This window comes from Paraburkholderia sp. Ac-20347 (genome assembly GCF_017104805.1).
Classification (GTDB): domain Bacteria; phylum Pseudomonadota; class Gammaproteobacteria; order Burkholderiales; family Burkholderiaceae; genus Paraburkholderia; species Paraburkholderia tropica.
This window is the reverse complement of sequence record NZ_JAAGPN010000046.1, coordinates 1-24,454: the sequence shown is the minus strand read 5'-3', so window position 1 is coordinate 24,454 and position 24,454 is coordinate 1. Positions and strand designations below refer to the sequence as shown.

23 protein-coding genes and 1 pseudogene are annotated in these 24,454 nt (G+C 64.4%); 8 read left to right on the top strand and 16 right to left on the bottom strand.

All coding sequences use genetic code 11. From position 1 onward, the window contains the following. Window positions 1–8: 8 nt before the first annotated feature. Entirely contained in the window at window positions 9–806 is a 798-nt protein-coding gene (locus tag G3N97_RS11870) for an alpha/beta fold hydrolase (protein ID WP_205993383.1), read from the bottom strand. 140 nt (window positions 807–946) lie between these two features. Between G3N97_RS11870 and G3N97_RS11865 the strand changes: the two genes are divergently transcribed. Further along, a complete protein-coding gene (locus G3N97_RS11865; RefSeq protein ID WP_205993382.1) occupies window positions 947–1,435 on the top strand; it encodes a MarR family transcriptional regulator in 489 nt (162 codons plus the stop codon). A 134-nt stretch (window positions 1,436–1,569) separates the two neighbouring features. Continuing rightward, window positions 1,570–2,301 (top strand): SDR family oxidoreductase, encoded by a 732-nt coding sequence (locus tag G3N97_RS11860; protein WP_205993381.1) that lies wholly within the window; start codon window positions 1,570–1,572, stop codon window positions 2,299–2,301. Between the two features lie 18 nt (window positions 2,302–2,319). Here G3N97_RS11860 and G3N97_RS11855 read toward each other — a convergent pair whose 3' ends face one another. Beyond that, window positions 2,320–2,940, bottom strand: a complete 621-nt coding sequence (locus tag G3N97_RS11855; RefSeq protein ID WP_205993380.1) for a TetR/AcrR family transcriptional regulator — start codon at window positions 2,938–2,940, stop codon at window positions 2,320–2,322. Window positions 2,941–3,101: 161 nt separating this feature from the next. Between G3N97_RS11855 and G3N97_RS11850 the strand changes: the two genes are divergently transcribed. Beyond that, the gene (locus tag G3N97_RS11850) at window positions 3,102–3,935 is read left to right on the top strand and encodes an aldo/keto reductase (protein ID WP_205993379.1); all 834 of its coding nucleotides are present in this window, start codon (window positions 3,102–3,104) and stop codon (window positions 3,933–3,935) included. A gap of 66 nt (window positions 3,936–4,001) precedes the next feature. On the opposite strand, the gene G3N97_RS11845 is transcribed toward G3N97_RS11850, so the two are convergent. From G3N97_RS11845 to G3N97_RS11820, 6 genes are all read right to left on the bottom strand, one after another. Continuing rightward, window positions 4,002–4,838 carry a transporter substrate-binding domain-containing protein gene (locus tag G3N97_RS11845; RefSeq protein ID WP_205993378.1) on the bottom strand — a complete coding sequence of 279 codons (837 nt, stop codon included), beginning with the start codon at window positions 4,836–4,838 and terminating at the stop codon, window positions 4,002–4,004. A gap of 28 nt (window positions 4,839–4,866) precedes the next feature. Continuing rightward, window positions 4,867–5,250 carry an antibiotic biosynthesis monooxygenase gene (locus tag G3N97_RS11840; protein ID WP_205993377.1) on the bottom strand — a complete coding sequence of 128 codons (384 nt, stop codon included), beginning with the start codon at window positions 5,248–5,250 and terminating at the stop codon, window positions 4,867–4,869. A gap of 62 nt (window positions 5,251–5,312) precedes the next feature. Then, window positions 5,313–6,386 (bottom strand): alpha/beta hydrolase, encoded by a 1,074-nt coding sequence (locus G3N97_RS11835; protein ID WP_205993376.1) that lies wholly within the window; start codon window positions 6,384–6,386, stop codon window positions 5,313–5,315. Between the two features lie 334 nt (window positions 6,387–6,720). Continuing rightward, entirely contained in the window at window positions 6,721–8,208 is a 1,488-nt protein-coding gene (locus G3N97_RS11830; protein WP_205993375.1) for an efflux transporter outer membrane subunit, read from the bottom strand. After that, window positions 8,205–9,431 carry an HlyD family secretion protein gene (locus G3N97_RS11825; RefSeq protein WP_205993374.1) on the bottom strand — a complete coding sequence of 409 codons (1,227 nt, stop codon included), beginning with the start codon at window positions 9,429–9,431 and terminating at the stop codon, window positions 8,205–8,207. Before G3N97_RS11825 ends, G3N97_RS11830 begins: the two co-directional genes overlap by 4 nt. A 41-nt stretch (window positions 9,432–9,472) precedes the next feature. After that, window positions 9,473–10,975, bottom strand: a complete 1,503-nt coding sequence (locus G3N97_RS11820; protein WP_205993373.1) for an MFS transporter — start codon at window positions 10,973–10,975, stop codon at window positions 9,473–9,475. Between the two features lie 172 nt (window positions 10,976–11,147). Here G3N97_RS11820 and G3N97_RS11815 point away from each other — a divergent pair, with 172 nt between their 5' ends. Next, window positions 11,148–11,933, top strand: coding sequence for a helix-turn-helix domain-containing protein (locus tag G3N97_RS11815; RefSeq protein ID WP_205993372.1), 786 nt, complete (start codon window positions 11,148–11,150; stop codon window positions 11,931–11,933). On the opposite strand, the gene G3N97_RS11810 is transcribed toward G3N97_RS11815, so the two are convergent. The 4 genes from G3N97_RS11810 to G3N97_RS11795 all read right to left on the bottom strand — a co-directional run bounded on the left by G3N97_RS11810 (window position 11,925) and on the right by G3N97_RS11795 (window position 16,881). Further along, on the bottom strand, window positions 11,925–12,416 hold the full coding sequence (locus G3N97_RS11810; protein WP_205993371.1) for a pyridoxamine 5'-phosphate oxidase family protein: 492 nt from the start codon (window positions 12,414–12,416) through the stop codon (window positions 11,925–11,927). The genes G3N97_RS11815 and G3N97_RS11810 overlap by 9 nt on opposite strands. Before the next feature lie 62 nt (window positions 12,417–12,478). Next, window positions 12,479–13,081, bottom strand: a complete 603-nt coding sequence (locus tag G3N97_RS11805; RefSeq protein ID WP_205993370.1) for a UbiX family flavin prenyltransferase — start codon at window positions 13,079–13,081, stop codon at window positions 12,479–12,481. Window positions 13,082–13,316: 235 nt separating this feature from the next. Further along, complete coding sequence (locus G3N97_RS11800; RefSeq protein WP_205993369.1) at window positions 13,317–15,218, bottom strand: FUSC family protein; 1,902 nt, start codon at window positions 15,216–15,218, stop codon at window positions 13,317–13,319. A 163-nt stretch (window positions 15,219–15,381) separates the two neighbouring features. Further along, the gene (locus G3N97_RS11795; RefSeq protein ID WP_205993368.1) at window positions 15,382–16,881 is read right to left on the bottom strand and encodes a UbiD family decarboxylase; all 1,500 of its coding nucleotides are present in this window, start codon (window positions 16,879–16,881) and stop codon (window positions 15,382–15,384) included. 415 nt (window positions 16,882–17,296) lie between these two features. Between G3N97_RS11795 and G3N97_RS11790 the strand changes: the two genes are divergently transcribed. Next, window positions 17,297–18,841, top strand: coding sequence for a methyl-accepting chemotaxis protein (locus G3N97_RS11790; protein ID WP_205993367.1), 1,545 nt, complete (start codon window positions 17,297–17,299; stop codon window positions 18,839–18,841). Window positions 18,842–18,901: 60 nt separating this feature from the next. Here the strand turns inward: G3N97_RS11790 and G3N97_RS11785 are convergent, their stop codons facing one another. The 3 genes from G3N97_RS11785 to G3N97_RS11775 all read right to left on the bottom strand — a co-directional run bounded on the left by G3N97_RS11785 (window position 18,902) and on the right by G3N97_RS11775 (window position 21,345). Next, window positions 18,902–19,663 (bottom strand): ABC transporter permease, encoded by a 762-nt coding sequence (locus G3N97_RS11785; RefSeq protein ID WP_065064119.1) that lies wholly within the window; start codon window positions 19,661–19,663, stop codon window positions 18,902–18,904. Then, the gene (locus G3N97_RS11780; protein WP_205993366.1) at window positions 19,660–20,670 is read right to left on the bottom strand and encodes an ABC transporter ATP-binding protein; all 1,011 of its coding nucleotides are present in this window, start codon (window positions 20,668–20,670) and stop codon (window positions 19,660–19,662) included. The genes G3N97_RS11785 and G3N97_RS11780 overlap by 4 nt, the downstream gene beginning before the upstream one ends. 138 nt (window positions 20,671–20,808) lie before the next feature. Continuing rightward, the gene (locus G3N97_RS11775; RefSeq protein WP_205993365.1) at window positions 20,809–21,345 is read right to left on the bottom strand and encodes a GNAT family protein; all 537 of its coding nucleotides are present in this window, start codon (window positions 21,343–21,345) and stop codon (window positions 20,809–20,811) included. Between the two features lie 333 nt (window positions 21,346–21,678). On the opposite strand from G3N97_RS11775, the gene G3N97_RS11770 reads away from it, so the two are divergent. After that, on the top strand, window positions 21,679–22,746 hold the full coding sequence (locus tag G3N97_RS11770) for a purine nucleoside permease (RefSeq protein WP_205993364.1): 1,068 nt from the start codon (window positions 21,679–21,681) through the stop codon (window positions 22,744–22,746). 65 nt (window positions 22,747–22,811) lie between these two features. Here G3N97_RS11770 and G3N97_RS11765 read toward each other — a convergent pair whose 3' ends face one another. Beyond that, on the bottom strand, window positions 22,812–23,678 hold the full coding sequence (locus tag G3N97_RS11765; protein ID WP_241030533.1) for a LysR family transcriptional regulator: 867 nt from the start codon (window positions 23,676–23,678) through the stop codon (window positions 22,812–22,814). Window positions 23,679–23,878: 200 nt separating this feature from the next. Between G3N97_RS11765 and G3N97_RS11760 the strand changes: the two genes are divergently transcribed. Further along, complete coding sequence (locus G3N97_RS11760; protein WP_065064125.1) at window positions 23,879–24,064, top strand: 4-oxalocrotonate tautomerase; 186 nt, start codon at window positions 23,879–23,881, stop codon at window positions 24,062–24,064. Between the two features lie 186 nt (window positions 24,065–24,250). Then, a pseudogene (locus G3N97_RS11755) lies at window positions 24,251–24,454 on the top strand (MarR family transcriptional regulator); the annotation flags it as partial.

Genomic DNA, 24,454 nt, shown 5'->3' with positions numbered 1-24,454 from the left:
AAGGCGCGTCATGGCGCCAGAAAATCCGTCAACGCATCGTTGAACGCGCGCGCCGAATCGACATTGCTGATGTGCGCGGCCCCTGAAATTTCCACGAATCGCGCGCCGCGAATCTGTTCGCACATCGCCTGACCGAGCGCAGGCGGCGAAATGCGGTCGTCGCTGCCCGCCACGATCAGCGTGGGCTGCGCGATCTGCGCGAGCCGGCCGCTCGCGTCGTAATCCACCACGCCTTGCGCGATCCACGCGAGCGACGCGCCATCGGACATCGCGGCGATGCCATGCCACGTCTGCCACGTGCGCGTCCCTTCGTCGCTCGCGCGAAACGCGGCGCTCACGTTGAACGGCCAGGAGCCTTCGAAACGCACGACCGGACCGTCCTTGGCGCGAAACGTCGTCGCCCATTGATCGGCGAGCGCGCGAAACGCGTCGGTCGCGGTCGACGGAAAACTGTTGGCGAGCACGAGCCGCCCGACACGCGCGCTTGCGCCAAGCGCCAGCTCGATGCCGATCAGGCCGCCGAGCGACAGCCCCACGATATCCGCGCGTTCGATGTCGAGATGATCGAGCAGCGCGATCACGTCGCGCGCGAGATCGGCGATGCCGAGCGGCGCGCCAATTCGCGTTGACGCGCCGTGACCCGCATGATCGGGCACGATCACACGACACCCGGCCGCGACCAGCGGCGCAATCTGCGGACTCCATGCGCGGCCCGTATTGCCGATGCCGTGCAGCAGCACGACGGGGCGGCCCCCGCCGAATTCGACGTAATAGTTGCGGCGTTGTTCGTGGACGTAATAGGCCATCTGGCGTCTCCCGGGTCGGGCATCAGTGAGGGGTTTTATCTCGATACAAAGTATCTTGACGTCGAGTAAACTAACCTGGTTACAACGGCGGCGCAAGCTGATATCTTGACGTCGAGAAAATTTGCACGGGAGTGACGGTGATGGGACGAGCCAGGCGCGCGGCCGAACAATGGCGCAAGGAACGGCCGGATATCGATTCGACTGTGATGGCCACAGTGGGCCGTTTGCTGGAAGCGACACATCTGATCGAGCGCACGCGGTTGATGCCGCTCGCCGCGCAATTCGGTTTGCAGACCGGCGAGTTCGACGTGATCGCGGCGTTGCGTCGCGCCGGTGCGCCGTATCAGCTCACGCCGACCGAGCTTTACGAAGCGCTGATGCTGTCCTCCGGCGCGATGACGAGCCGCCTCGATCGACTGGAGCGTTCGGGCCTGATCGAGCGGCGCGCGTCGGCGAAAGACCGGCGCAGCGTGGATGTGTGCCTGACGCAGAAGGGCGCGGACCTGATCGACGAGATTCTTCCGCATCACATCGCCAACGAGCAGGCGGTGCTCAAGCCGCTGAGCGTGCGCGAGCGCGAGCAACTCGATCATCTGCTCGACAAGCTGATTCGCGGGGTGCAGACCTGAGGCCGGATGTCTGTTTCGCCTCCGATCCGGTTTCGGAATTCGGTGTAGTATTCAGATACCCATTGGAATCTGAAAATCTGAAATCGGCGCGGACCAGCGAAATGCGGGAATGCGGCGAGCATCGGGAGTGAAACATGACAGCGGAACTCAAGGGCCGGCGCGTAGTGATCGTCGGCGGTACGTCGGGCTTCGGTTTTGAAGTGGCCCGCATGGCGCGCGACGCCGGCGCGCAGGTCGTCATCACGGGCCGCGATGCGCAGCGGCGCGACGCCGCGCTGGCCGCGCTCGCCACGTCGCAAAACACGGTGAGCGCGCTCGCGCTCGATATCGCCGACGAAGCCGCGCTAACGGACTTTTTCGCGCGCATCGAACCGTTCGATCATCTCGTCTCGATGGCGGGCGGCGCCATGGGCGGCGGTTTTCTCGAAGCGCCGCTCGAGACCATTCGCCAGGCCGTGGAAGAAAAGTTTTACGCCAATCTGCGGCTCGCGCGTCACGCTGCGCCGCGTCTGCGCGAAGGCGGCAGCTTCGTGTTCACGGCGGGCTCGGGCGGGCGACCGCACAATGCGTCGGGTGCGATTGTCGGTAACGACGCCATTCGTACCCTGGTCGAAGGGCTCGCCGTGGAACTCGCGCCGCGCGCTCGCGTGAATGCGGTCGCGCCCACCTGGACGCGCACGCCGCTCTGGCGCAATCTGCCCGCAAGCGACGTGGATGCCATCGAGCAGCGCTTCACGTCGCTCATTCCGCTCGGGCGCACCGCGAAAGTCGAGGAAGTGGCTGCCGCGTATCTCTTCCTCATGAGCAACGGTTTCGTGACGGGCCAGACGATTGCCGTCGATGGCGGCGTCACGCTCGTTTCCTGAGCGTATCCGCGCACGTGTTCAACGCTTCGCGCGCTTGCGTGCGGGAGCAGGCGCGGCGCTTGCGCCAAACACGCCTTGCAGTGCCACACGCAATAAATCGCCCGACGTGGGCTGGCTGACGAAACTCATCGCGGGCGCGTAGGTCAACTCGAACACGAGCGCACCGACCGTTTCGGGCGAGAGCGTGGCGCTGGCCGAAGTGGCAGTCAGCGCGAGCAGCCGTTCGCCGAGTGCGCGCCATTGTGCGCGCAGCACTTTTTCCTGGGCTTTGCGAAACGCGCTGGCCGGTTTGGCGTGGCGCGCGTATTCGACGATCAGCGAAGGCCAGTTGCCGGTGCGCGACTGTTTGTCGGACCAGCGCGCGAGGCGTTCGATGGCGTCGTCGAGCGTGTGCGCATCGTGCAGCGCGGCGAGAATGGCGGCGAGGCTCGTCTTGCCGTGCGCATCGAGCACGTCGAGAAACAGCGCTTCCTTGCCGTCGAAATTCGAATAGACGGCGCCTTTGCTGTAGCCTGCTTCGTCGGCAATGCGTTCGAGCGAAGTGGCGGCATAGCCGTCGCGCGCGAAGAGCATCTGCGCGACGCCGATGAGCTTCTCGCGCGTCTGCGCCTGGCTTTCTTCACGGGTCATGCGGGGCATGGGCGGATTCCTTCGCGAGTGCGCTTGCTCGACCGGTATGCGGATACCTGCCGGTATGTGGGGTATTCCGGGACCGCGGTAAGCGGTTTGTTTTTGGCACGCGGGACGTGCAGCCCGCGCGGCTGCACGCATTTTACCAAGGACGTTTCAAGGAACTTTTCATGACAGTCAATCCGGCGCCTCTCATCAAACTGGCCAACGGCGTGGAGATGCCGCAAACCGGTCTCGGCACCTGGCCGCTCGACGACGCCGGCGCGGCGAAAGCCGTGGCGGGCGCCCTGCAGATCGGCTATCGGCTGATCGATACGGCGGAAAACTACGCCAACGAAGCGGGCGTGGGCGAAGGCATTCGCGCGTCGGGCATCGCGCGCGAGTCGATCTTCGTCACCAGCAAGTTCAATCGCCAGTGGCATAGCGTGAACGGCGTGCGCGAGGCCTGCGAGGCGAGCCTCAAGCGCATGGGTCTCGACTATCTCGACCTGCTGCTCGTGCATTGGCCCAATCCGGATCAGAACCGCTACGTGGAGGCGTTCGAAGGGCTCGTGCGGCTGCTGGAGGCGGGCAAGGTGCGCGCGATCGGCACCTCGAACTTCAAGCCCGAGCATCTGCAGCGCCTGTTCGACGCGGGCTTCGTGCCGCACGTGAACCAGATCCAGCTCGATCCCTGGCACGCGCGCGACGATATCGTGGCGATTCACGCGGAGCGCGGTATCGTGACGGAAACCTGGAGCCCGATCGGGCGCGGCGGCGACTTGCTGGCGGAAGATGCGATCGTGTCGATCGCGCGGCGTTACGGTCGTACGCCCGCGCAGATCGTGCTGCGCTGGCATACGCAGCGCGGCTTCGTGCCGGTGCCGAAATCGGCGGACCCGGAACGTCAGGCGCAGAATCTCGACATCTTCGATTTCCGTCTGAGCGACGAGGAGATGACGGCGGTGAGCGCACTCAAGCGCGACGAGTCGGACATGCTCGACGCCGACGTCTTCGGGCACTGAGCACGCGACGTTAAAGATGCAGCGCGACGGCTTCGTGCCGGTCGCGCTGCGTCGTTTCGAGGCGCGTCAGTCGCCCGGCTGCGCGACGCTCGCGCCATCCACATGATGACGCGCGAGCGCCTCGGCCACGAAACCCGATTTCGCCATCTCGCCCGCGAATTGCGCGACGCAGTTTGCAGCGTCGTCGCCTTCGTTCTTGCGCACGCCCATCGCCTGGCGGATCACCATGAAGCGTCCGTCGAGCAGATGCAGTCCGCTGCCGGACGCGGCTTCCTGAGCGAGTTGCGGCTTTACGCCGGCGAGCACGTCGATGTGCTGCTTCTGAAACGCATCGAACACGGCCGACGACGGCGAGATGCGCACGAGCGTCGCGTGACGCAGCGCGCGCGAAAGATAGAGATCGTAGGCGCTGCCGCGGCTGACCGCGATGCTCACGCCGGGCTGGTCGACGTCGGCGCTGCGCGCGATCGGCGAGCCGTCGCGCACCGCGTACGCGCCTTCGATCAGCACATAAGGCGCGGTGAAACGAATGTCTTCGCCGCGTTTGGGATCGATGGCGAAGAAGCCCACGTTGGCGCGTCCGCTCACGACATTGTCGAGCGACGCGGCCGCGCTAGTCGCCGTGACGAGTTGCACGCGCGCGCCCAGACGCCGCGCGAGTTCGCCCGCCAGGTCGACGGAGACGCCGACCGGCTCATGCGTGTTCGCATCGAGCGCGGCCAGCACCGGATTGCCGATGTTGATCGAGGCGCGCAAGGTGCCGTCCGGCGCGAGGCTGCGGGCCGCGTTCGTGCAGGCGTCGGCGTTGACGTTTGCGTCGTCCGTTGCCGCGACGGCGCTCACGCTGGCGAAGCAGAAAAGACCGGCGATCAGCGACGCGCCAGCGGCTTTGAATGCGTTCATCGGTTTATCTCAGTGGGCAAGGCATCATTTACGGCATGACATGATGCAGACGCTCGTCGAACGGACCGCCGAGTATCGGTTGCAGCGTCTCGCGCAGCGTGCGCACATAAGGACGCGAAACGAACGCATCATAAGCCGTTTGCGATTTCAGCACTTCCACAAGCGTGAAATGATTTTCCGCGCCGGTTTGCTGAAGGATTTCGATGCTCGCGACAGCCGGGTCCTGTTTGGCTTGCGCTTCGAAGGCGCGCAGCGCGGGTAGAGCGTCGGGCACTTTCGGCGGTTCGATATCGACGTGAACGACCGCATAAACCGGAGCGGCGGCGAGCGTTTCGGACTGCGCCGCGCAAGCGGCATTCGAGAACAGAGCGACAGCGGCGAGGGAAGCCGCGGCAAGTACAGTGAATTTCATTGCGTTAATCAAGCGTATTTCAGGCAGGCACGGCAATGCGCCGCGCCTGCATTTCATCGATATCAGTTTGCGGCGTTCGCTTCGGCGAGGCCGCGCAACAGGGCGGCGTGGAAGCGGTCGGGCACCTGCATTTGCGGGGCGTGTCCGGCGTCGGGAAACTCCACGAGCTGAACGTGCGGAATCACGCTGGCCGCATGATGCGCGAGCGCGGGGTAATTGCCGAGCGTCGGCCGGATGGCAGCCGGCGCGTATTCCTTGCCGATGGCCGTGGTGTCCTTATCGCCGATCATCAGCAGCGTGGGCGGCTGGATATGCGAGAGTTCGTAATAAACCGGCTGCGTGAGAATCATGTCGTAAAGCAGCGCCGAATTCCACGCCACGCTCGCGCGCTGCGGGCCGCGATACATGCCGGCAAGCATCTGCACCGAAGGCTCGTAGGCGTCTTTCCATTGCCCCGCGAAATAGGTGTTTTTCTCGTAGTTGCGAATCCGCGCGGCCGACGTATGCAATTCGCGTTCGTACCATTGATCGACGGAAACCGGCGGCACGCCTTTCGCGCGCCAGTCTTCGAGACCGATCGGATCGACGAGCACGAGTTGCTGCGTTTGCTCGGGCCACGTGAGCGCATAGCGGATCGCGAGCATGCCGCCCGTCGAATGGCCAATCATGATCGGATGCTCGACGCCCAGCGATGCCAGCAGCGCGTGCGTATTGAGCGCGAGTTGCTGGAAGGTGAATTGATAGTTGTCGGGCTTGCTCGATTTACAGAAACCAATCTGGTCGATGGCAATCACGCGATAGCCCGCTTCGCTGAGCACCTTGATGGTAGGCGCCCAGGTGGCCGAGCAATAGTTCTTGCCGTGCAGCAGGACGGCGGTGCGGCCATTCGCTTTGGCGGCGTCGGGCGGCACGTCCATATACGCCATGTTGAGCGTCTGCCGTTGCGACGTGAACGTGAAGGTCTTGACCGGATACGGATAGTCGAAGCCTTGAAGTTCGGGGCCGTAGACGGGACCGTCCTGCGTCTCGGCCGCGCCGGATGCTGCGGCGTTGTCCTGAGCCAATGCGCAATGGCTGGCGGAGAAGGCGAGTGCCGCTGCTATCGCCAGCGGCATGAATTGACGAAGCACTTTCATTCTTGTTGATCGACGTGACGAAGAGAGAGAAAGAGAGCGTGCGACGGGCGCGAATACATCGCGCGTATCGATAGCAGCCTGATATTGTCGGACACGCGTGTGAATTCGGGAATGTGTCCCGACATTGAAAGATTATTCAGCTATTTTTGAAAATAATGCTTTCAATTCATTACGTGTAAGCTGAATCGAATAAAAACATAGCGATAAAAAAAGCCCCGGCGAATTCCGGTCGCCGGGGCTGAAAACGAGGCTGGCGCCTCGGCTATCACACCTGGGTGTGTGAAGTCTTTCGTGTCGGTTAAAACGCTTGGGGCGCTTGAAGCGTCAATGGAAATCAGCCCGCCGCCGACCACCCGCCGCCCAGCGCCTTGTACAGCGCCACGAGCTGTTCGCGCAGCGCCATGTCGGCCTGTGCGAGCGCATCTTCGCCGCCGAGCAGCGCGTCCTGCGCGGTATCCACCTGCAGATAGCTCGAACTGCCTTGCTGATAACGCTGCGTGGCGGCCGTGAGCGCGGTGCGTTCCTGATCGACGGCCTGCGCGAGTTCGTTGCGGCGGCGTTGCGTGTTGCCATACGCGGTCATCGCGTTATCGACGTCGCGCCACGCTTGCAGCACGGTCTTCTGATACGCGATTGCGGCCTCGCGTTGTTGCGCCCGGCGCAGCTTCAGCGTGCCGCGCAGACGTCCGCCTTCGAAGATCGGAATATCGACGCTCGGCCCGATCGAGAACGCGCGGCTCGCGAGGCTGAACAGATTGCCGAATTGCAGCCCTTCGGTGCCGACGCTGCCGGTGAGACTCACGTCGGGATAAAACGACGCCACGGCCACGCCCGTTTCCGCGGTCGCCTGATGCAGACGCGCCTCGGCTTCGCGAATGTCCGGACGGCGACGCAGCAGCGCCGAAGGCAAGCCCGCCGGCACCTGCGGCGGCAGCAGCGGCAGTGCGGCGACGGGCGCGAGTTCGTTCTGCAGCGCGCGCGGCGGTTGCGCGAGCAACAGGCCGATCGCGTTGATGCTCTGCTGTTCCGTGGTTTGCAGATCCGGCACGCGCGCGGCGATCGCGTCGCGCGTGGCCTTCGCGCGCGCCACGTCGAGCGTATTGCCGATGCCGTTTTCGTACTGGTTTTCGACCAGTTCGAGCGCGTGCGTGGCGCTGTCGAGATTGCGGCGCGCGATGGCTTCGCGTTGTTGCGCGCCGCGCAGCGTCATGTAGTCGGCGGCGAGTTCGGCGAGCGCGTCGAGCGCCACGCCCCGGCGCGCTTCTTCAGCGGCGACGGTGCCCGCGTCGGCGGCTTCCACGGCGCGCCGCACGCGGCCGAACAGGTCGAGTTCCCACGACGCGGAGAGGCCCGCGCCCCAGTCGTCATATTCGAGCGGCGCGCCGGGCGGATGCGTGACGAGCGTCGAGGTGCCCGTCGAGCTGATGCGATCGTGCGCCTGCGACACCGACGCGCCCACGCTCGGCATGCCCGCCGACGCCGTCACGCGCCGCGCCGCCTGCGCCTCGATCACGCGTTCGCTCGCGCTCGCGAGGTCGAGGTTCTGCTTGACGAGGCGCTGCACGAGGCTGTCGAGTTCGGGGTCCTGGAAGCGCGTCCACCAGGTTTCGTCGATGGCGCCAGTGGTCACGTCGCTCGTGCCGTCGCCGGGCGTGACGTGCCAGACCGAAGGCGGCGGCGTGTCCGGTTTGGGCGGCTCGAAGCGCGGGCCGACCGTGCAGCCGCCGACGAGCGCGCCCAGCAGGGCAATGGCGCCGATCACGCCGGTCTTGAGCGCAAGCGGCCGCGCGCGAGGTTTGAGCTTGTCGAAGGCCATGCTCATGCTCCGGCTCCGTCCGCGTCGCTGGCGGCATGTGCGGTGTTCGCGGCGCTGGCGTTGCCGATGTTGCTGGCATCGCTTGCATGATAGGTATCGCGCAGCTTGCCCACGACATCGGCGTTATCGGTCAGCACGGTGGTTTCGACCGACATGCCCAGGCGCAGCAGATCCGCCTTCGGCTGGTCCGGCGCAAACACGATCTTCACCGGCAGACGCTGCACGATCTTCGTGAAGTTGCCGGTGGCGTTGTCCGGCGCGATTGGCGAGAACACGGCGCCCGTCGAAGGCGGCACGCTGTCGACCACGCCGTTCAGGTCGATATCGTAGGCATCCACATGCACACGCACGTGCTGGCCCGGCTGCATATGCTTGAGCGCGACCTCGCGATACTGCGCCTCCACGTACATGCCCTTCGCGGGCACGAGCGCCATCAGCGCCGCGCCGGGGCTCACGTAATTGCCGGGCTCGACGGCGCGCTCGCCCACCACGCCGTCCATCGGCGCGACGATGCGCGTGTAGCTCAGATTCAGTTGCGCCTGCGCGAGCGCGGCTTCGTCGGCGTGCACGGTGGCGATGGCCGCTTCGTGCTGCGCCTTGAGCAGATCGAGTTGATGCTGCGCCGCGCTCACGGCCGCGCGCGCCTGCGCCAGTTGCGCGCTCTGTTCGCGCAAGGTGGCGTCGGCGGCTTCGGTGTCCTGCTTCGAGCCCGAGCCGAACGCGGCGAGGTTGCGATAACGCGTGGCGTTCGATTGCGCGAGCGCGAGGCGCGCCTCGATCTGCTGGACCTGCGCGCTGTTCTGCGCGATCACGTCGGGCTGACGCGCGACCGATGCCGACGCATCGTCGACCTGCGCGCGGTCGCGATCGAGCTGCGATTGCGCGCGCTCGACGGCGGTTCGGTAGTCGCGATCGTCGAGCGTCGCGAGCAACTGGCCCGCGTGCACGGTCTGGTTGTCCTGCACGTTCACGCTCGCGATCTGTCCGGCGACGCGCGGCGCGATCGTCGTGTAGTGCGCGGTGATGCGCGCGTCGTCGGTCCAGACGTTGGCGCTCGGCGCGTAGATCTTCCAGCCGGCGACACCGGCAAACAGCACCACGATGGCGATGCCGATAACAAGCGGCACGCGGCTCTTTTTCGGCGGGATTTCCTTGTGCATGTCTTTTTGCAGCGTTTGAGGCGCGGACGGCTTGGCCGCTGCGGCGGCGGGTTGGGTCATATCGTTCATGGGCAAATCGGTAGCGTTAGACGCGTTGGATCGACGCGTCGTTATTTCTTCAGGAGTGCGATGCGCGGCGGATGCGTGCGTTCGGGCAGCACCAGCAGCACGACGAAAATGAGCGTGGCGACGCCCGCGAGCAGCAGATAGTCGTCGCTGACGACCATCACGGCGCGCTGCACGTCGATGGCGTGCGCGAAGCCCGCGAGGCTGTCCGCGCCGCGTTGCGCGCCATCGGCGAGCAGCGGCGGCAGATGTTGCGGATCGAGTCCGCCGTTCGCCTGCAGGGTCGAAAAGCGATGCGTGCCCGCGCTTTCAAGCAGACGCGTGGCGTGCAACTGGCCGCGAAAACGCGCCATCAGCGTGAGCAGGCATGCGCCGATCACTTCGCTCAATCCGCGCGGCATGTTCACGAGCGACGAGGCGAACGGGCCTTCCTGCGGCACCAGCGCGTTGGTCGCCATCATCAGCAGCGAGAGCACCACGCAGGCCTGGCCGAAACCGGAAACCGCCTGCCACAGATAGAACTGCTCGCGGCTCCACGTCGAATCGAGCTGGCTCGAACCGATGCACGCAGTAATCAGGCACAGCAGGCCGAGGCCGTTGATCCAGCGCGCGTCGATCCATTCGATATCGAGCAGATGGACGACGAGCGGCAGAAAGATCAGTTGCAGCGCGGCCACTTCGGCCATCACGGTCCAGATCTGCATGGGCCGGAAGCCCTGCACATCGGCGAGATACTCGGACGGCACCGTCGAACTCGACATCGCCACGATCACGAAGCAGAACAGCGTGAACACGCCATAGGCGAAGTTGCGGCGCTTGAGCAGTTGCGGGCGGAACAGCGGAATGGTCTGGCGGCATTCGTTGACGACCAGCAGCGGCAGCGCAATCGCGCTGATGAGCGCCAGCGTGCAAATGAACTTCGACTGGAACCAGTCGAGGCGGCTGCCGTGCTGGAGCATCGTCGTCAGCGCGCCGAGTCCGACGATCACGAGCAGCGTGCCGGGCCAGTCGTACTGGCGCAGGCGTTCGTAATGCGGCGGATCCTGCGGCATGCCGTACCAGACGCACAGCGCAGCGATCGTGCAGAGCGGGATCGCTTCGAAGAACACGAACTGCCAGCCGACCACGTCGGTCCACAGGGCGGACACGGCGGCGCTCAGGTTCGGGAAGAAGGTCGCGGTGAGCGCGTAGCACGCGAGCCCCCAGAGGCGGATGTTCGGCGTGAGGTACTTGAGCGCCGTCGTCATCAGCAAAGGGATCGTGAGGCCGTGCGCGAAGCCTTCGACGGCGCGCAGCGCGTAGAAGCAGGCTTCGTTGGGCGCGAGCGGCAGCAGCGCGGTCGCCACGCAGTTCAGCGCGATCGCGAACAGCACCATGCGCTTGAGCGTGACCGCCGCCGACCAGCACGGCGACAGCGCCATGCCGATCACCATGCCCGAAAGATAGAGGCTCTCGATCCAGATGCCCGGATCGTGGCCGATGCCGAGCGCGCCGCGCACGTCGATCATCGCCGCCGAGCCCACCTGATCGTTGAATTCGGCGGACATTGCTGCCACGATGACGCCGCCGAGCCCAATCAAGGGTTTTTTGTCCAAAATCATTTCCTTCTAACAACACGCTTTGGCGCTGCCACGCCTTGCGTCGATAATGCGAATAACCGCAATGCGGTGCAATGTATCACAATATGGTTATTCGGTGCGATGACACCTCAGTGAGAACATGGTCAAGAAAAACGAAGTGACAGGAGCGGCCCAGGAGGAGCGCGGCGACGACGCGCGCTCGGGCATTCAGGTGATCCGGCGCGCCGTGGGCGTGCTGCGCGTGCTGGCCGAGCAGGGACACAACGGCCTGAGCCTCGGCGCGATCGCCACGCGGGTGGAGTTGCCGCGCTCGACGGTGCAGCGCATCGTCGGCGCGCTGGAGGACGAGGGCATGGTGGCGCCCGCGCCGGCGGGCGGCGGCTTCTGCCTCGGCCCAACGATGAGCGTGCTGGCGCGCGGGCTCGACGCTGATCCGGTCGAGGCGTTCCGCAGCGAGATGAACCGCCTGCTCGCCGAACTCGACGAATCGGTCGTGCTGACCACGCTCGCCAACGGCCGCGTGCTGGTGCTCGAAGCGTTCAGTTCGCCGCGGCCGCTGCGCGTGGTGCTGCCCAAGGTGCTCGAAGTCGACATGTTCACGAGCGCGCCGGGCAAGGCGATGCTCGCGATCCTCGCGGACGGCCCGCGCGAGGCGCAGATCGCCGCCGCGCCGAACGCCGTCGATCGCGCCGTGCTGGATGAGGAACTGGCGCAGGCGCGCCGCGACGGCTACGCGATCGAAGAGGACGTGCCGTTCGAGGGCATTTCCGCGCTCGCCATCGCGCTCGAAATGGGCGGCAAGCCGTACTCGATCACCGTCACGCTGCCGACGGGACGTTTCGCGGCCGAGCGCGACGCCATCGCCGAGGCGCTGCTCGAAAGCGCGCGCTCGCTGGCGCGGCGCATTTCGGGCGCGTCAGCCTGAGTGCTGGTCTGAGGGTTGGGCTGATGAGTTGAAGGCTGCGCCGGCGTCGCCTGCATGGCGTTCCCACGTCGTCTTGCTGCCGAACGTCGTGCGGTTGTCGGTGAGCTTGAGCCGCAGCAGATGAATGCGCCAGAGCGGCGCCGCCATGCCCTGCGCAAACGGAAAACGCGCGTGATAGAGCGCGAGACCCGCGCGACGCTCGGCTTCATCCTCGACCACGCGCGCGAGGCCGTAGAACTGCACGCCGACGATCTCGTTCACCGCCGCAGGCTGGCCGGCGACCGTGCCCGCGACATGGCAATTTGCGAGCAGCATGCGCGCATGCTGCGTGTCCAGATGGCCGAGCAGGGCGAAGCTCGCGGTGTCTTCGTCGAAGGCGAAAAAGGCGTTGGCGGCCCACGGCACGTCCTGGCTGCACACGGACAGCGACAGCACGTGATGCGCGCGCAGGACATCGACGATGGCGGACGGCAAAGCGTTCATGCGTGCGGGCTCCGGCGGGATCGAGGGCAAATCAGGCGAGGTCGGCGTTGGCGCGGTGTGGCTTACCACGCGAGTTCCTGTTCGGCTTCGAGCGCCGCGACGGTTTCGCCCCAGCGCGGCTGCGCCTTCGATTCGAAGCCGAGCAGGCCAACTGCGCGCGCGGCGCTGTGCGTGATGATCGCGTCCACCGTCTGCGGGCCGGCATAGAGCGCGGGCACGGGCGGAAACACGATCGCGCCGTATTCCGTCACCGCCGCCATGTTGCGGATCTGGCCCAGATGCAGCGGCGTTTCGCGCACCATCAGCACGAGACGGCGGCGCTCCTTGAGCGTGACGTCGGCGGCGCGCGTGACGAGGTTTTCGGTCACGCCGTTCGCGATGCAGGCGAGCGTGTTCATCGAGCAGGGCGCGACGATCATGCCGGCCGTGCGGAACGAGCCGCTCGAAATCGCCGCGCCGACCGCGCCGGTCGGATAGAACACGTCGGCCATGTCGATCACGTCCTGGCGCGAGAGCGTGGTTTCGTGTTCGCGCGTGAGACCGGCGGCCTTCGACATGACGAGGTGCGATTCCGCGCCCAGTTCGCGCAGCAGCTCCAGCACCTTGACGCCATACATGAATCCGGTGGCGCCGCTGATTCCGACTACGACTCGTGGCTTTTGCATGATGTGACTCTCCAGTGTGCGTGTTGATGAGCGGAGCCGGTCTCGCTGCGTGGCGGCTGGACGGCTTCCGTCGATAAGTGAAGTATGCGAGTTCTCAAGCAGAAGATCGATACACTCGAACGCGCGAATTTAATAAGTTAAAACGTATGTATGAGGCGTGCCGGATCGCTCTGAAGTGCGCGGCGGCGGCACGGCATCGGCGTCAGTGCCATGCCAGGCCGTGCCGCGCGGGCGATCATTGTGGTTCGCGAAGCGTGCGAGTCAGCGCGTCGATTTCGTCGTGCAGGAACACGGCGTGGCGTTGCGGCCAGCGCGGCGACGCATCGCCGTCGAGATGGAGCCGGAGCACTTCGAGCCACTCCTGCGCGAGCACGTAATCCTCGAACAGCGTGGCCGCGTCGGCGACGGATTGCGCGTCGCGTTCGCCCGCCGCTTCCTGCTCCCAGCAGGCGTTCAGCAGCCGGTAAGCGAGCCGCTGCGTGGCCGCCGCCGCGCTGCCGAGCGTGCGCGAGAGCGGGGCGTTGCGCTTCAGCGCGGGCGCATCGGCTTCGAAGACCTGTTGCAGCGTAATGGTCTGATGTTGCAGATCGCGTCGCGCTTTGAGCGCTTCAGGCGCGGTGACCGCGCCGTGCGACAGACAGCGCAGCACGCGCTGCGCGGCGGCGAGCGTGCGGGCCATTTCGCTGCGCAACTGCCGATGCGCGGAGCGGCGCACCGTGAAGTGGAACACTGCGAGCGCAACGGCGCAGCCGATGGCCGTATCGAGCGCCCGCGCGCTGAACAGATGCGTGATGGCCGGAAAGCCCTGGCCGCCGGCCGCGATCGTCAGCGCATTCGAGGTGATGAAGATCGCGGCGACGGCGTACTGCAGCACGACCCAGATCTCGATGGCGAATTGCAGCAGACCCACGGCCGCCGCGATCCAGAGACCTTGCGGATGGGCCGCGAGCACGGCCCACGCGAGGATCAGACCGGCGAGCGTGCCGAGCACGCGATAACAGGCGCGCCGGAACGTGCCCGGCCAGCCATAGGCCTGATTGAGCACGACGACGACGGCCGCCATGCCCCAGTACGCGCGATCCAGCCCGAGCGCCACGCCGATCCCGCCCGCGATCAACGTGGCCACGCCCACGCGCGCCGCGAGCAGCAGCGGATTGGACCAGGGCACGACGCTCTCGCGCAGCGACGCGAACGCCGTGCGGCGGCTGAGCGGAAATCGGGCTGCGGCCGAGGGCGCGTCGGGCAGCGGCGCGTCGCTCGCCTCCTCGCCGAGATGGCGCGCCTCGCGCGCAAGCTGCAGGCATTCGGCGCGACGGGCGTCCTGAGCGCCGGTTTCTGTCAGCAGCTCGGAGAAGATCCGGTGCAGGCGGCGGCCTTGACGGCGCAATGCGTCGAGCACGGGGTCGCCTGGCGTGCCCGATGGAGGCTGCGAGGAAGAGAACGATTGCCAGGTGACGAGCGTGGTCCACGCGTCGTCGAGTGCGCGCGCGGCGCGGTGGCGGGCCACGACGCGTTTCGCGGCATCCTGGCTTTCGGCGAACGCGGCCACGGCTTCGGCCGCGGTGGCGATAGCCGCGCGTTCCGGCCCGCGCCGATCAAGCAGCGCACCGGCCATGTGCGCGAGCCACGAGACGATGCCGCCGCACAGCACGTACAGCCCGCTGCGGATCGGATCCGCGCCGCTGGCGGCCATGCCGGTGCCGCTCGCGCAGGCCAGGGCGAACATGTACGCGCCGGGCGGCCCGACGTGCAGCGAATTGCACGCGAACGTGGCGAGCGCCGCGATCAGCGCGACCACCACGACGGCCAGCACGGCATGCGGCGCGACGCAGATGCCGAGCGAGACCACCGCCGCGAGCGCGAAGGCGATCGCGGCCAGATGCACGGCCCGGTTTCGATAAGGACGATCGCTGCCGTACAGCGCGGTGAAGGAACCGATGGTGGCGAGCAGCCCGGCATGAATGTCGCCGGCGAACCAGCCGGCCATCACGGGGATGCCGCAGCACAGTCCGGCGCGCACGGCGAACGGGAAGCGCCGCTTCGCGGCAGGCGAAGCGAGCAGGGAAAGCAACGCGCGCAGCGCGACGAACGGCTGGCGTAGCAGGGCGGCGATGCCTGAGGGTGAGGGAGTCTGCATGAGATCGACCTTGTTCAGTCGTGCGCCGGTCACGATGAGGGCGGCTGCACGTGCGCGGCCGCGGTTCGATGCGATCGATTGATCGAAGGACAGCCGCTCCTGACCGGACGATGCCCGGTCAGGATACGACAGGAGGGGTTCAGCGTGCGTTTCGGCGCGCGTTTCAGTTGCCGTTGAAGCCCGGCAGGAAGCGGTTCACATCGACTTCGAGGAACTTCGAGCGCTCGAACTCGTGCTTGAGCTTGAACGGCACCGTGCAGTCGAAGATCGTCTTGCAGCTCGTGCCCACTTCCGGAATGCTCGGGCTGAACGCGGGCGTCTGCGACGGATCGAGCGGATGGCAACGCACGCCGGGAATGTTGATGGTGTCGACATCACCCTGAAAGCGCGTCTGCATGGCCCACAGCACGTCGTCGGTGTCGAAGATATCGACGTCTTCATCGACGAGCATCACGTGCTTCAGTTCGGGGAACGCCGCGAACGCGAGAATCGCGGCCTGGCGCTGGCGGCCCTCGTCGACCGCCGCCGACTTCTTGAATTGCATCACCGCGAGCAGCTTGCCGCCGCCCGAATTGTGCGCGTAGACGTTGAGCAGCTTGCCCGGCATCGCGCGCTCGACCATCTGCAGAATGCTCGCCTCGGTCGGAATGCCCGCCATGTTTACGTGCTCTTCGCCGGGGCCCATCGTGGTCTGCAGAATCGGGTTGAGGCGGTGCGTGACGGCCTTGACCTTGATGACCGGCAGCTCGTCCTTCGCTTCACCGGTGTAGCCGGGGAATTCGGGCATGGCCTTGCCGGTGTCGGTGTTCTGGTCTTCACGCTGGCGCACGTTCGGCAGCAGTTCGCCTTCGATAACGATCTCGGCGTGCGCAATGGCGCGCGCATTGATCGTCAGACACTGCGAGAGTTCGACCGGACGGCCGCGCAGCGCGCCGGCAATCTTCAGTTCGTCGTAGCCGAGCGGCGTGGTCGGCGGCTCGAAACATGCGGCCACGTAAATCGCCGGATCGACGCCGATGCTCACCGAAATCGGCAGCGGCTTGCCCGCGGCTTCGGCCTTCATGCGGAAGGCGTCGATATGGCGGCCCGGCGTGAGCCACATCGTCAGCTCGTCCTTGCTCTGCACGCACAGACGGTGAATCGTCACGTCGTGCTCGCCGGTTTCCGGATCGGCCGCGTAGCACAGGCCCATCGTCAGATAGGGACCGGCGTCTTCGGGCGTGTTGGTCGGCGCGGGGAGCAGCGTGCGCAGATCAAAACCGGGTTCGTCGGCGCGATGCACGATTTCCTGGCAGAACGCACGGCCCGGTTCGGCGAGCACAGGTTCGATCGGATGCTGCACGGAATCCTTCAGCAGAAAGCCGAGTTTTTCCGGTTCCGCGCCGAGCAGTCGCGCAACCCGCTTGCGCGAACCCAGCATGCCGATGGCGACGCGAAACGCCGGAAAGCCCTTGACGTTGTTGAACACCATCGCGGGGCCGCCGCGTTTGGTCGGACGCGCGGTCGTGCCGCCCGCGCCGACGTAGCGATAGACGCCGGACAGTTCGGCTTCGGGGTCGACAGGTTCGTTCGTTTCGACGTATTCGCCTTCGTGCTGCTTGAGCAGTTCGATGGCCGAGCGCAGGTCGGTGACGTTGGCGGCGGTGAGAGTCGGTTCGCTCATGTTCGTTTCTCCAGAATGGCGGGTTGTGCTGGACACGTGGACGGCTGCGTCCTTCCGTGGAGAAAAGTATGCAGTTTGCGATACGAAAGATCGATATACATCGACCGTCAACTTTAATAAGTGAAAACTTATGTCGATAACGGCAGCGAAAAGTGGTGGAGAGGCGGCGGAGAAGCGGCCCATCTGATTGGCGCGTGTTGCGTTGCGAGTTGTTTATCGGGCGGTGACGGCGCGGGCAGGCTGGCGCTTCGGCCCATCAAGGCATTCGCGGCGTGACGTGTTGCGGAGTCGCCGTGATGGCGGGCGCGACGCGAGCCGCGTTCCCTTCAGTGCTGAATGCATCGGTCGATATCCCCGGCATGGAGTCGAAATCTGAATGGCTCCACACGATAAATAATGGGAGACATCGAGGAACATGCGCAATCTCAGCTTCAAGGCGACGTTATGGAGCACCGTTGCCGTGGTGTGGTTCAGTCTGCTCACGCTTTCCGTCATCAATTCGATCGCGACCCGAAATCTGATGATGGACGACCGCGTGGCCTCGCTGCGCGAGCAGGTGCAATCGGCAGTCAGCATCGTTCAGGGTTATGAAAAGGCGGCGCGCGAGGGCAAGATGCCCGTCGCCGAGGCGCAAAGCCGCGCGCTCGCGCAATTGCGTTTTATCCGTTACGGCACGAGCGGTTATTTGCTCGTGGTGGATTCGTCGATGCTGCAATTGCTGAATCCGGTCAAGCCGGAATTCGAAAACAAGATCAACGATCTCGTCGACGAAACGGGCAAGCATTTCACCGCTGAAATCATTCAGCACGATCGTGACGGCACGCACACGACGACCTATCGTTTTCCGAAGCCGGGCGAAACGCGTACGCAGCCCAAAATCGCCTATGGCCAATATGTCGAAGCGTGGGATTGGCACGTCTATACCGGCGCGTATGTCGACGATATCGACCGCGAGTTTTATCTGCATCTCGCGTATGGCGTGGCCATTGTTTGTGCCGTGGGCCTCGCGGTCACGCTGGTGTTTGGTCTGATCATTCGCCGCGTGAATGGCCAGCTCGGCGGCGATCCGCAATTCGTCGCGGGTGTGTGCGAACGCATTGCGCAAGGCGACCTCACGATGCGGCTCGATGTGCGGCCCGATCAGGCGCATAGCCTGATGGCGTCCGTTCACGCGATGCAGCAACGCCTGCGTCTCGCCATCGACGCCGTGAAGCTGTCGGCGGGTTCGATTGCCGGGGCCACCAACGAAATCGCCACCGGCAACGCCGATCTTTCCGCGCGCACCGAAGCGCAGGCCGCCGCGCTCGAACAGACGGCCGCGAGCATGGACGAACTGACTTCGGCCGTGCGCCAGAACTCGGGCAACGCCGAAACGGCCAGCGAATTCGCTTCGCAGGCGCAGCAGATCGCGCGCGAATGCAGCGCGGCGGTGTCGAGCGTGGTCGACGCCATGTCGCGTATCGACGATAGCGGACTGCGGATTGGCGAAATCATCGGCATGATCGAAGCCATCGCGTTTCAAACCAATATTCTCGCGCTCAACGCGGCGGTCGAGGCGGCGCGCGCGGGTGAACAGGGACGCGGATTTGCTGTCGTCGCGTCCGAGGTGCGTTCGCTCGCGCAGCGTTCGTCGGCGGCGGCGAAGGATGTGCGCGGCGTGATCGAATTGTCCGCGTCGAATGTGCAGCAAGGCAACGCATCGGTGGCGGTTGCGGGCGACGCAATGCAGCGCGCGCATGCGTCGATCGAACGCGTGGCGACGCTGATTGGCGAGATCGCGTCGGCTTCGCACGAACAAAGCCGCGGCATCGATCAGATCAATCAGGCCGTCACGCAAATGGATCAGGGCACGCAGCAGAATGCCGCGCTGGTCGAACAGGCCGCGGCCGCCGCCGCTTGTCTGCGCGACGAAGCGCGCAAGTTGTGCGATGCGGTCGAGACGTTCAGAACGCAGGCATAAAAAAACGCCAGCACGCGCGAGCGGCTGGCGTTTTTGACTTCGCGACTTTGCGGGCGACGCCTAGTTTTTCAGGCGATAACCGGTCTTGAAGATCCACGCGGTAATCGCGAGGAACAGCGCGAGAAAGGCGGCGGTCATGCCGAGACTGACGCCGACCGCCACATCGGCGAGTCCGTAAAAACTCCAGCGAAAGCCGCTAATCAGATAGACGATCGGATTGAACAGCGTGATGACGCGCCACGCCTGCGGCAGCATATCGACCGAATAGAAACTGCCGCCGAGAAACGTCAACGGCGTGATGATCAGCAGCGGTACGATCTGCAGCTTTTCGAAATTGTCCGCCCAGATGCCGATGATAAAACCGAGCAGACTGAACGTGACCGCCGTGAGCAGCAAAAACAGCATCATCCAGAACGGATGCTGGATCTGCAGCGGCACGAACAACGCGGCAGTGGCGAGAATGATCAGCCCGAGCAGAATCGATTTGGTCGCCGCCGCGCCCACATAAGCGATGACGATTTCGAAATACGATACGGGCGCCGAGAGCAATTCGTAAATCGTGCCGGTAAAGCGCGGAAAGTAAATGCCGAACGACGCATTCGAAATGCTTTGCGACAGCAGCGAAAGCATGATGAGGCCCGGCACGATGAACGCGCCATAGCTCACGCCATTGACTTCCTTGATGCGCGAGCCGATCGCGGAACCGAACACAATGAAATAGAGCGACGTCGAAATGACCGGCGCGACGATGCTTTGCATCAGCGTGCGTCGCGTGCGCGCCATTTCGAAACGGTAGATCGCGCGGATGGCGTAGAGGTTCATCGTGAGGTCTCCTGGTCCTGGCCGCTTTCGGCAGACGTAGCGGACGTGGCAGACGTAGCGGCCGTGCTGCGCGCGGCAGCCGCCGCGTCCTTGCCGACGAGACTCACGAAGATATCTTCCAGTGAACTCTGGCTTGTTTTCAGATCGGTAAAGCCGATGCCGGCATCGCCCAGGCTCTTGAGCAGCGCGATGATGTCGTTACGCTCGTTTTCGGCGTCGTAGGTGTAGGTGAGCTCGGCGCCGTCGTTGCCCAGTTCCAGACGCCACGCGGCGAGCGCGGGCGGAATGGCGGCGAGCGGCGTATCGAGTTGCAGCGTCAACTGCTTGCGGCCGAGCTTGCGCATGAGCACGTCCTTACGCTCGACCAGCATGATTTCGCCCGCATTGATCACGCCAATGCGGTCGGCCATTTCCTCGGCTTCTTCGATGTAGTGCGTCGTGAGGATGATCGTCACGCCGTTGGCCTTGAGGCCGCGTACGAGTTCCCACATGTCGCGGCGCAGTTCGACGTCCACGCCGGCGGTCGGTTCGTCGAGAAACAGGATCTGCGGCTCGTGCGCCAGCGCCTTCGCGATCAGCACGCGGCGTTTCATGCCGCCCGACAGCGTGAGGATCTTGTTGTTGCGTTTTTCCCAGAGCGAAAGATCGCGCAGCACGCGCTCGACGTAAGCGGGATTGGGCGGCTTGCCGAACAGCCCGCGGCTGAATGACACGGTGGCCCAGACGGTTTCGAAGGCGTCGGTCGTGAGTTCTTGCGGCACGAGGCCGATCAGCGAACGCGCGGCGCGATAGTCCGTGACGATATCGTGACCGGCGACGCGCACGCGGCCTTCGCTCGGATTGACGATGCCACAGACGATGCTGATGAGCGTCGTTTTGCCCGCGCCGTTAGGCCCGAGCAGCGCGAAGATTTCGCCGCGATCGATATCCAGATTGATGTTCGAGAGCGCGCGGAATCCCGTTGCATAGACTTTCGAGAGATTCTCGAGGGAGAGGATCGTTTGCATGTGCGTGACATTACCAGAATCGGCGCCGGAGCATGGCGGGCGGCGAACGCGCGGGCGCGTGCGCCGTTGCGTCGGGCCGATTGGTGCGCGAATCGTGGCTGGTCCGCGCCATTGTTGGCGTGGCCGGAATAATGCGGGCTAGTCGGTGGCGAGCCGCGCGTAGAGCATGAAGTCGCCCGGCGTGCCGCGAACCATGCGATAGCTGCGCAGCAGGCCTTCCTGGCGGAACCGGGCGCGTTGCAGCACGCGCGCCGAGCGCGCATTGCTGCTCAACACCGTGCCCTGGACGCGGACAAAGCCGTACGCGTCGAACGACCAGGTCGTGACCGCCTCGCAGACCGCGCTCGCGATGCCTTTGCCCCAATGTGTCGGAGCCAGGTCATAGGCGATTTCGGCGGTGTGATTCACGTCGGAAATCGTGTGGAAGCCGATCGTGCCGATCAGTTTTGCGTCGTCGTCGCTGACCATCGCGAGGCGTCGCACCGATTGCGTCGCGGTCGATTCGAAAGCGTCGAACATCGGCAGAAGGTCGGCTGGCGAGTGCAGATTCCAGCTCGTGTGCTCGACCACATGCGGTAGCGACAGATACGCGTACCAGGCCTCGATGTCGGCGCGTTCGAGTTGCCGTAGCGAAATGCCGGGATAAGCGGAGTCGGGCGGCGATTCGATTTGCATGAGGGCTCGCGGAAATGGGAGCGTGGGCTTTAAACGAATCCGCCGTGATGAGACGGCCCACTTTGATTGTTCGATTGTCGGCGATTTACGCATCGAGGTCGAGTCGAGGCTATGCGCAACGATTGCGGACACTTACACGCTTCACCTTCAAATTCCTGACCCCTTGCCAACAGAATTATTTATCGGCTTATACTGGGCGTCGCCTGAATGGCTTTCTCGGATTTCACTTCAGGTCCCACGCTGCACGCCAGTAAAACAAGCCATAAATCGACAAAAACGGCACGCGATTCACGTTTCGCAACCGCAGTTCTTACCTGACAGGTGGGGCCTCCTATGCTTAATCGTGCTTTTTATGCAGTGCTTTCATCGTGGCTCGTGGCGGGCGCACTCGCTGCACCGGCCATCGCGCAGGCCGACGAGAATTTCGCGCAGGACGACGGCGGTTCGCACGGCCGTCCGGTCAAGGTGATGATCATCTCCATGTTCGGCCCCGAAGGCCAGGTGTGGCTCGATCATCTCGGTCCGTGGCAGGACATCACAGTGGCGGGTCTGTCGCCTGATTATCCGGCGGTGCATTGCAATCGCCAGGATGTCTGCGTGATGACGACGGGCATGGGTCACACGAATGCCGCCGCGTCGATCATGGCGCTGACGTTCTCGCCGCGTTTCGATTTGCGTCACACGTATTTCATGGTGGCGGGCATCGCGGGCATCGATCCGCAGCAGGGCACGGTGGGTTCCGCCGCGTGGGCGAACTGGCTCGTCGATTTCGGCATTCAGTGGGAAATCGACGGACGTGAAATTCCGGCGGGCTGGAATACCGGTTATCTCGGCATCAACACGACCGACCCCACGCAGAAGCCGCCGCTCGATTACCGCACCGAAGTGTTTCAGCTCAATCCGGCGCTCACGAATGCGGCCTTCGCGCTGTCGCGCAACGTCACGCTCAGCGATAACGCGCAGGCGCAGGCGGCGCGCGCGAAATACAGTTATGCGCCGGCGAATCGTCCGCCGGCCGTGATCCAGTGCGATACGCTCGCGGGCGATACCTGGTGGTCGGGCACCGACATCGGCGAGCGCGCGCGGCAGTGGACAAAGATTCTCACCGACGGCAAGGGCACTTATTGCACGACACAGCAGGAAGACAACGCCACCTACGAAGCGCTCAAACGCGCGGCGGCGACGCATCGTGTCGATCTCAATCGCGTGGCGGTGCTGCGCGCCGGTTCGGATTTCGATCGGCCCTATGCGGGTCAGACGAGCGCCGATAATCTGCTGAATTACGCGGCACAGGGCGGCTTTACGATCGCTATCGATAATCTGTATCTCACCGGCAATCCGCTGGTGCAGGATATCGTCAAGCATTGGGGCGAATGGCGCGACGGCGTTCCGCAGCGCTAAGCCATTCGCTGCACCGCATAGCGTTCACGAAGCGTAATCGTGAACGCTGCGCGTGCATGTGGCCATTACGCCGCTAAACGCTTGACGAGAAAATCGATCGCACTCCGTAGCATGGCCGTAGGCCGCAATTCGCGCGAATGAACGAGATGCATCGGCGTATGCACGTGGCTCCATTCGGGCAGCACCGGCACGAGACGGCCTTCGGCCAGATCGGCTTCCAGCAGCAGGTCCGGTTGAAGCACGATGCCCGTGCCGCGCAGGGCCGCGGCGCGCAATGCGCGGCCGTCGTTGGCGGTGAAGCGTCCTTCCACGGGCACATGGCAGATCTGCTGATCCGGCCCGACGAGCGCCCAGAAAAACTCCTTCTTTTTCCAGTACGCCAGGCCGAGACAGGCGTGATCGCGCAATTGCGCGGGCGATTCCGGCTGGCCGTGGCGTTCGAGATAGGAGGGCGCGGCGGCGAGCACGCGTCGATACGCGTGCAGCGGATGCGCGACGAGATCCGCGCTGTCGAGTTCGCCGATATGAATCGCGAGGTGATAGCCCTCGCGCATCAGATCGACCGGTGCATTGTCGAGCGTGAGATCGACGCTGACTTCGGGATGCTGTTCGAGATAATCGGCGAGCACCGGCGCGAGTTTTTCGCTGCCGAAGCTGACTGGCGCGACGATCTTCAGTCGGCCGCGCGGGTTGCTGCGCAATTCGGCGGCGCTGGCTTCGGCCTGTTCGAATTCGTGCAGCGCGCGTTTGCATCGCTCGTAATAGAGCGTGCCGATTTCCGTGAGCTTGTGTTGACGCGTGGTCCGATGCAGCAATCGCGCGCCGAGCCGTTCCTCGATTTCGCGCACGTGTCTCGCGGCCATCGTCGCGGTGACGTTGCTCAGTGCGGCCGCCGCGGCAAAACTTCCGGATTCGACGACGCGGACGAACATTTGCATTCCCGCTAATTTATCCGCCATGCGCATCCCCGTTTGATCGTGCAATTGATATCGCACTTGCTGCCGTATTCAATGCCGCATTCCAAACTGCGTGGTTTGGAGTATCCCAACCCGTAGCCCGTTTATCCATGCCTCGCGCTTCCCGATAATGACTGCGTCCGCGTCGATGGAACGCGGTAAAAAACGGAGTCATTATGCCTATCCTTCGAATTGAAATGCATCCGGGCAAGACGCTCGAACAAAAGCGCGAACTCGCAAGCGGCATTACGCGTGTGTTCGTGGAAACCTTGGCGTGTCCGCCCGAGGTCGTCGAAATCGTCTTTAACGAAATCGAAAAGGACGCGTGGGCGGTCGGCGGAAAACTGAAATCCGATACGTGATGTGAGTGCTTCGGCATTCGCCGGAAAAGTGGCTTTCCGTGGGTGAGGAAAGCCATTTTTCGTTTGGGCGCCGAAGCTGCACGTTCACTTTACGATTTTCTTACACACAAACCGGAGGTCGTCGGGCATCGACGAGATATGAAGTTTAACTTTGTAGTTTGGCTTCATATCTTCTAGAATGCGTGCATGACTTCCTCACATGACGAACCGGTTTCCGAACTGGCCGGCGCGCTGGCCGGCGATCTGCGCGCGCTGGTCGGCAAGCTGCGGCGGCGCATGCGCGAGCAGGGCAGCGCGGGTGATTTCACGCCGTCGCAGATCGCCGTGCTGCTGCGGCTCGAACGCGACGGCGCCGCCACCGTGTCCAGCCTCGCGCGCGCCGAAGGCATG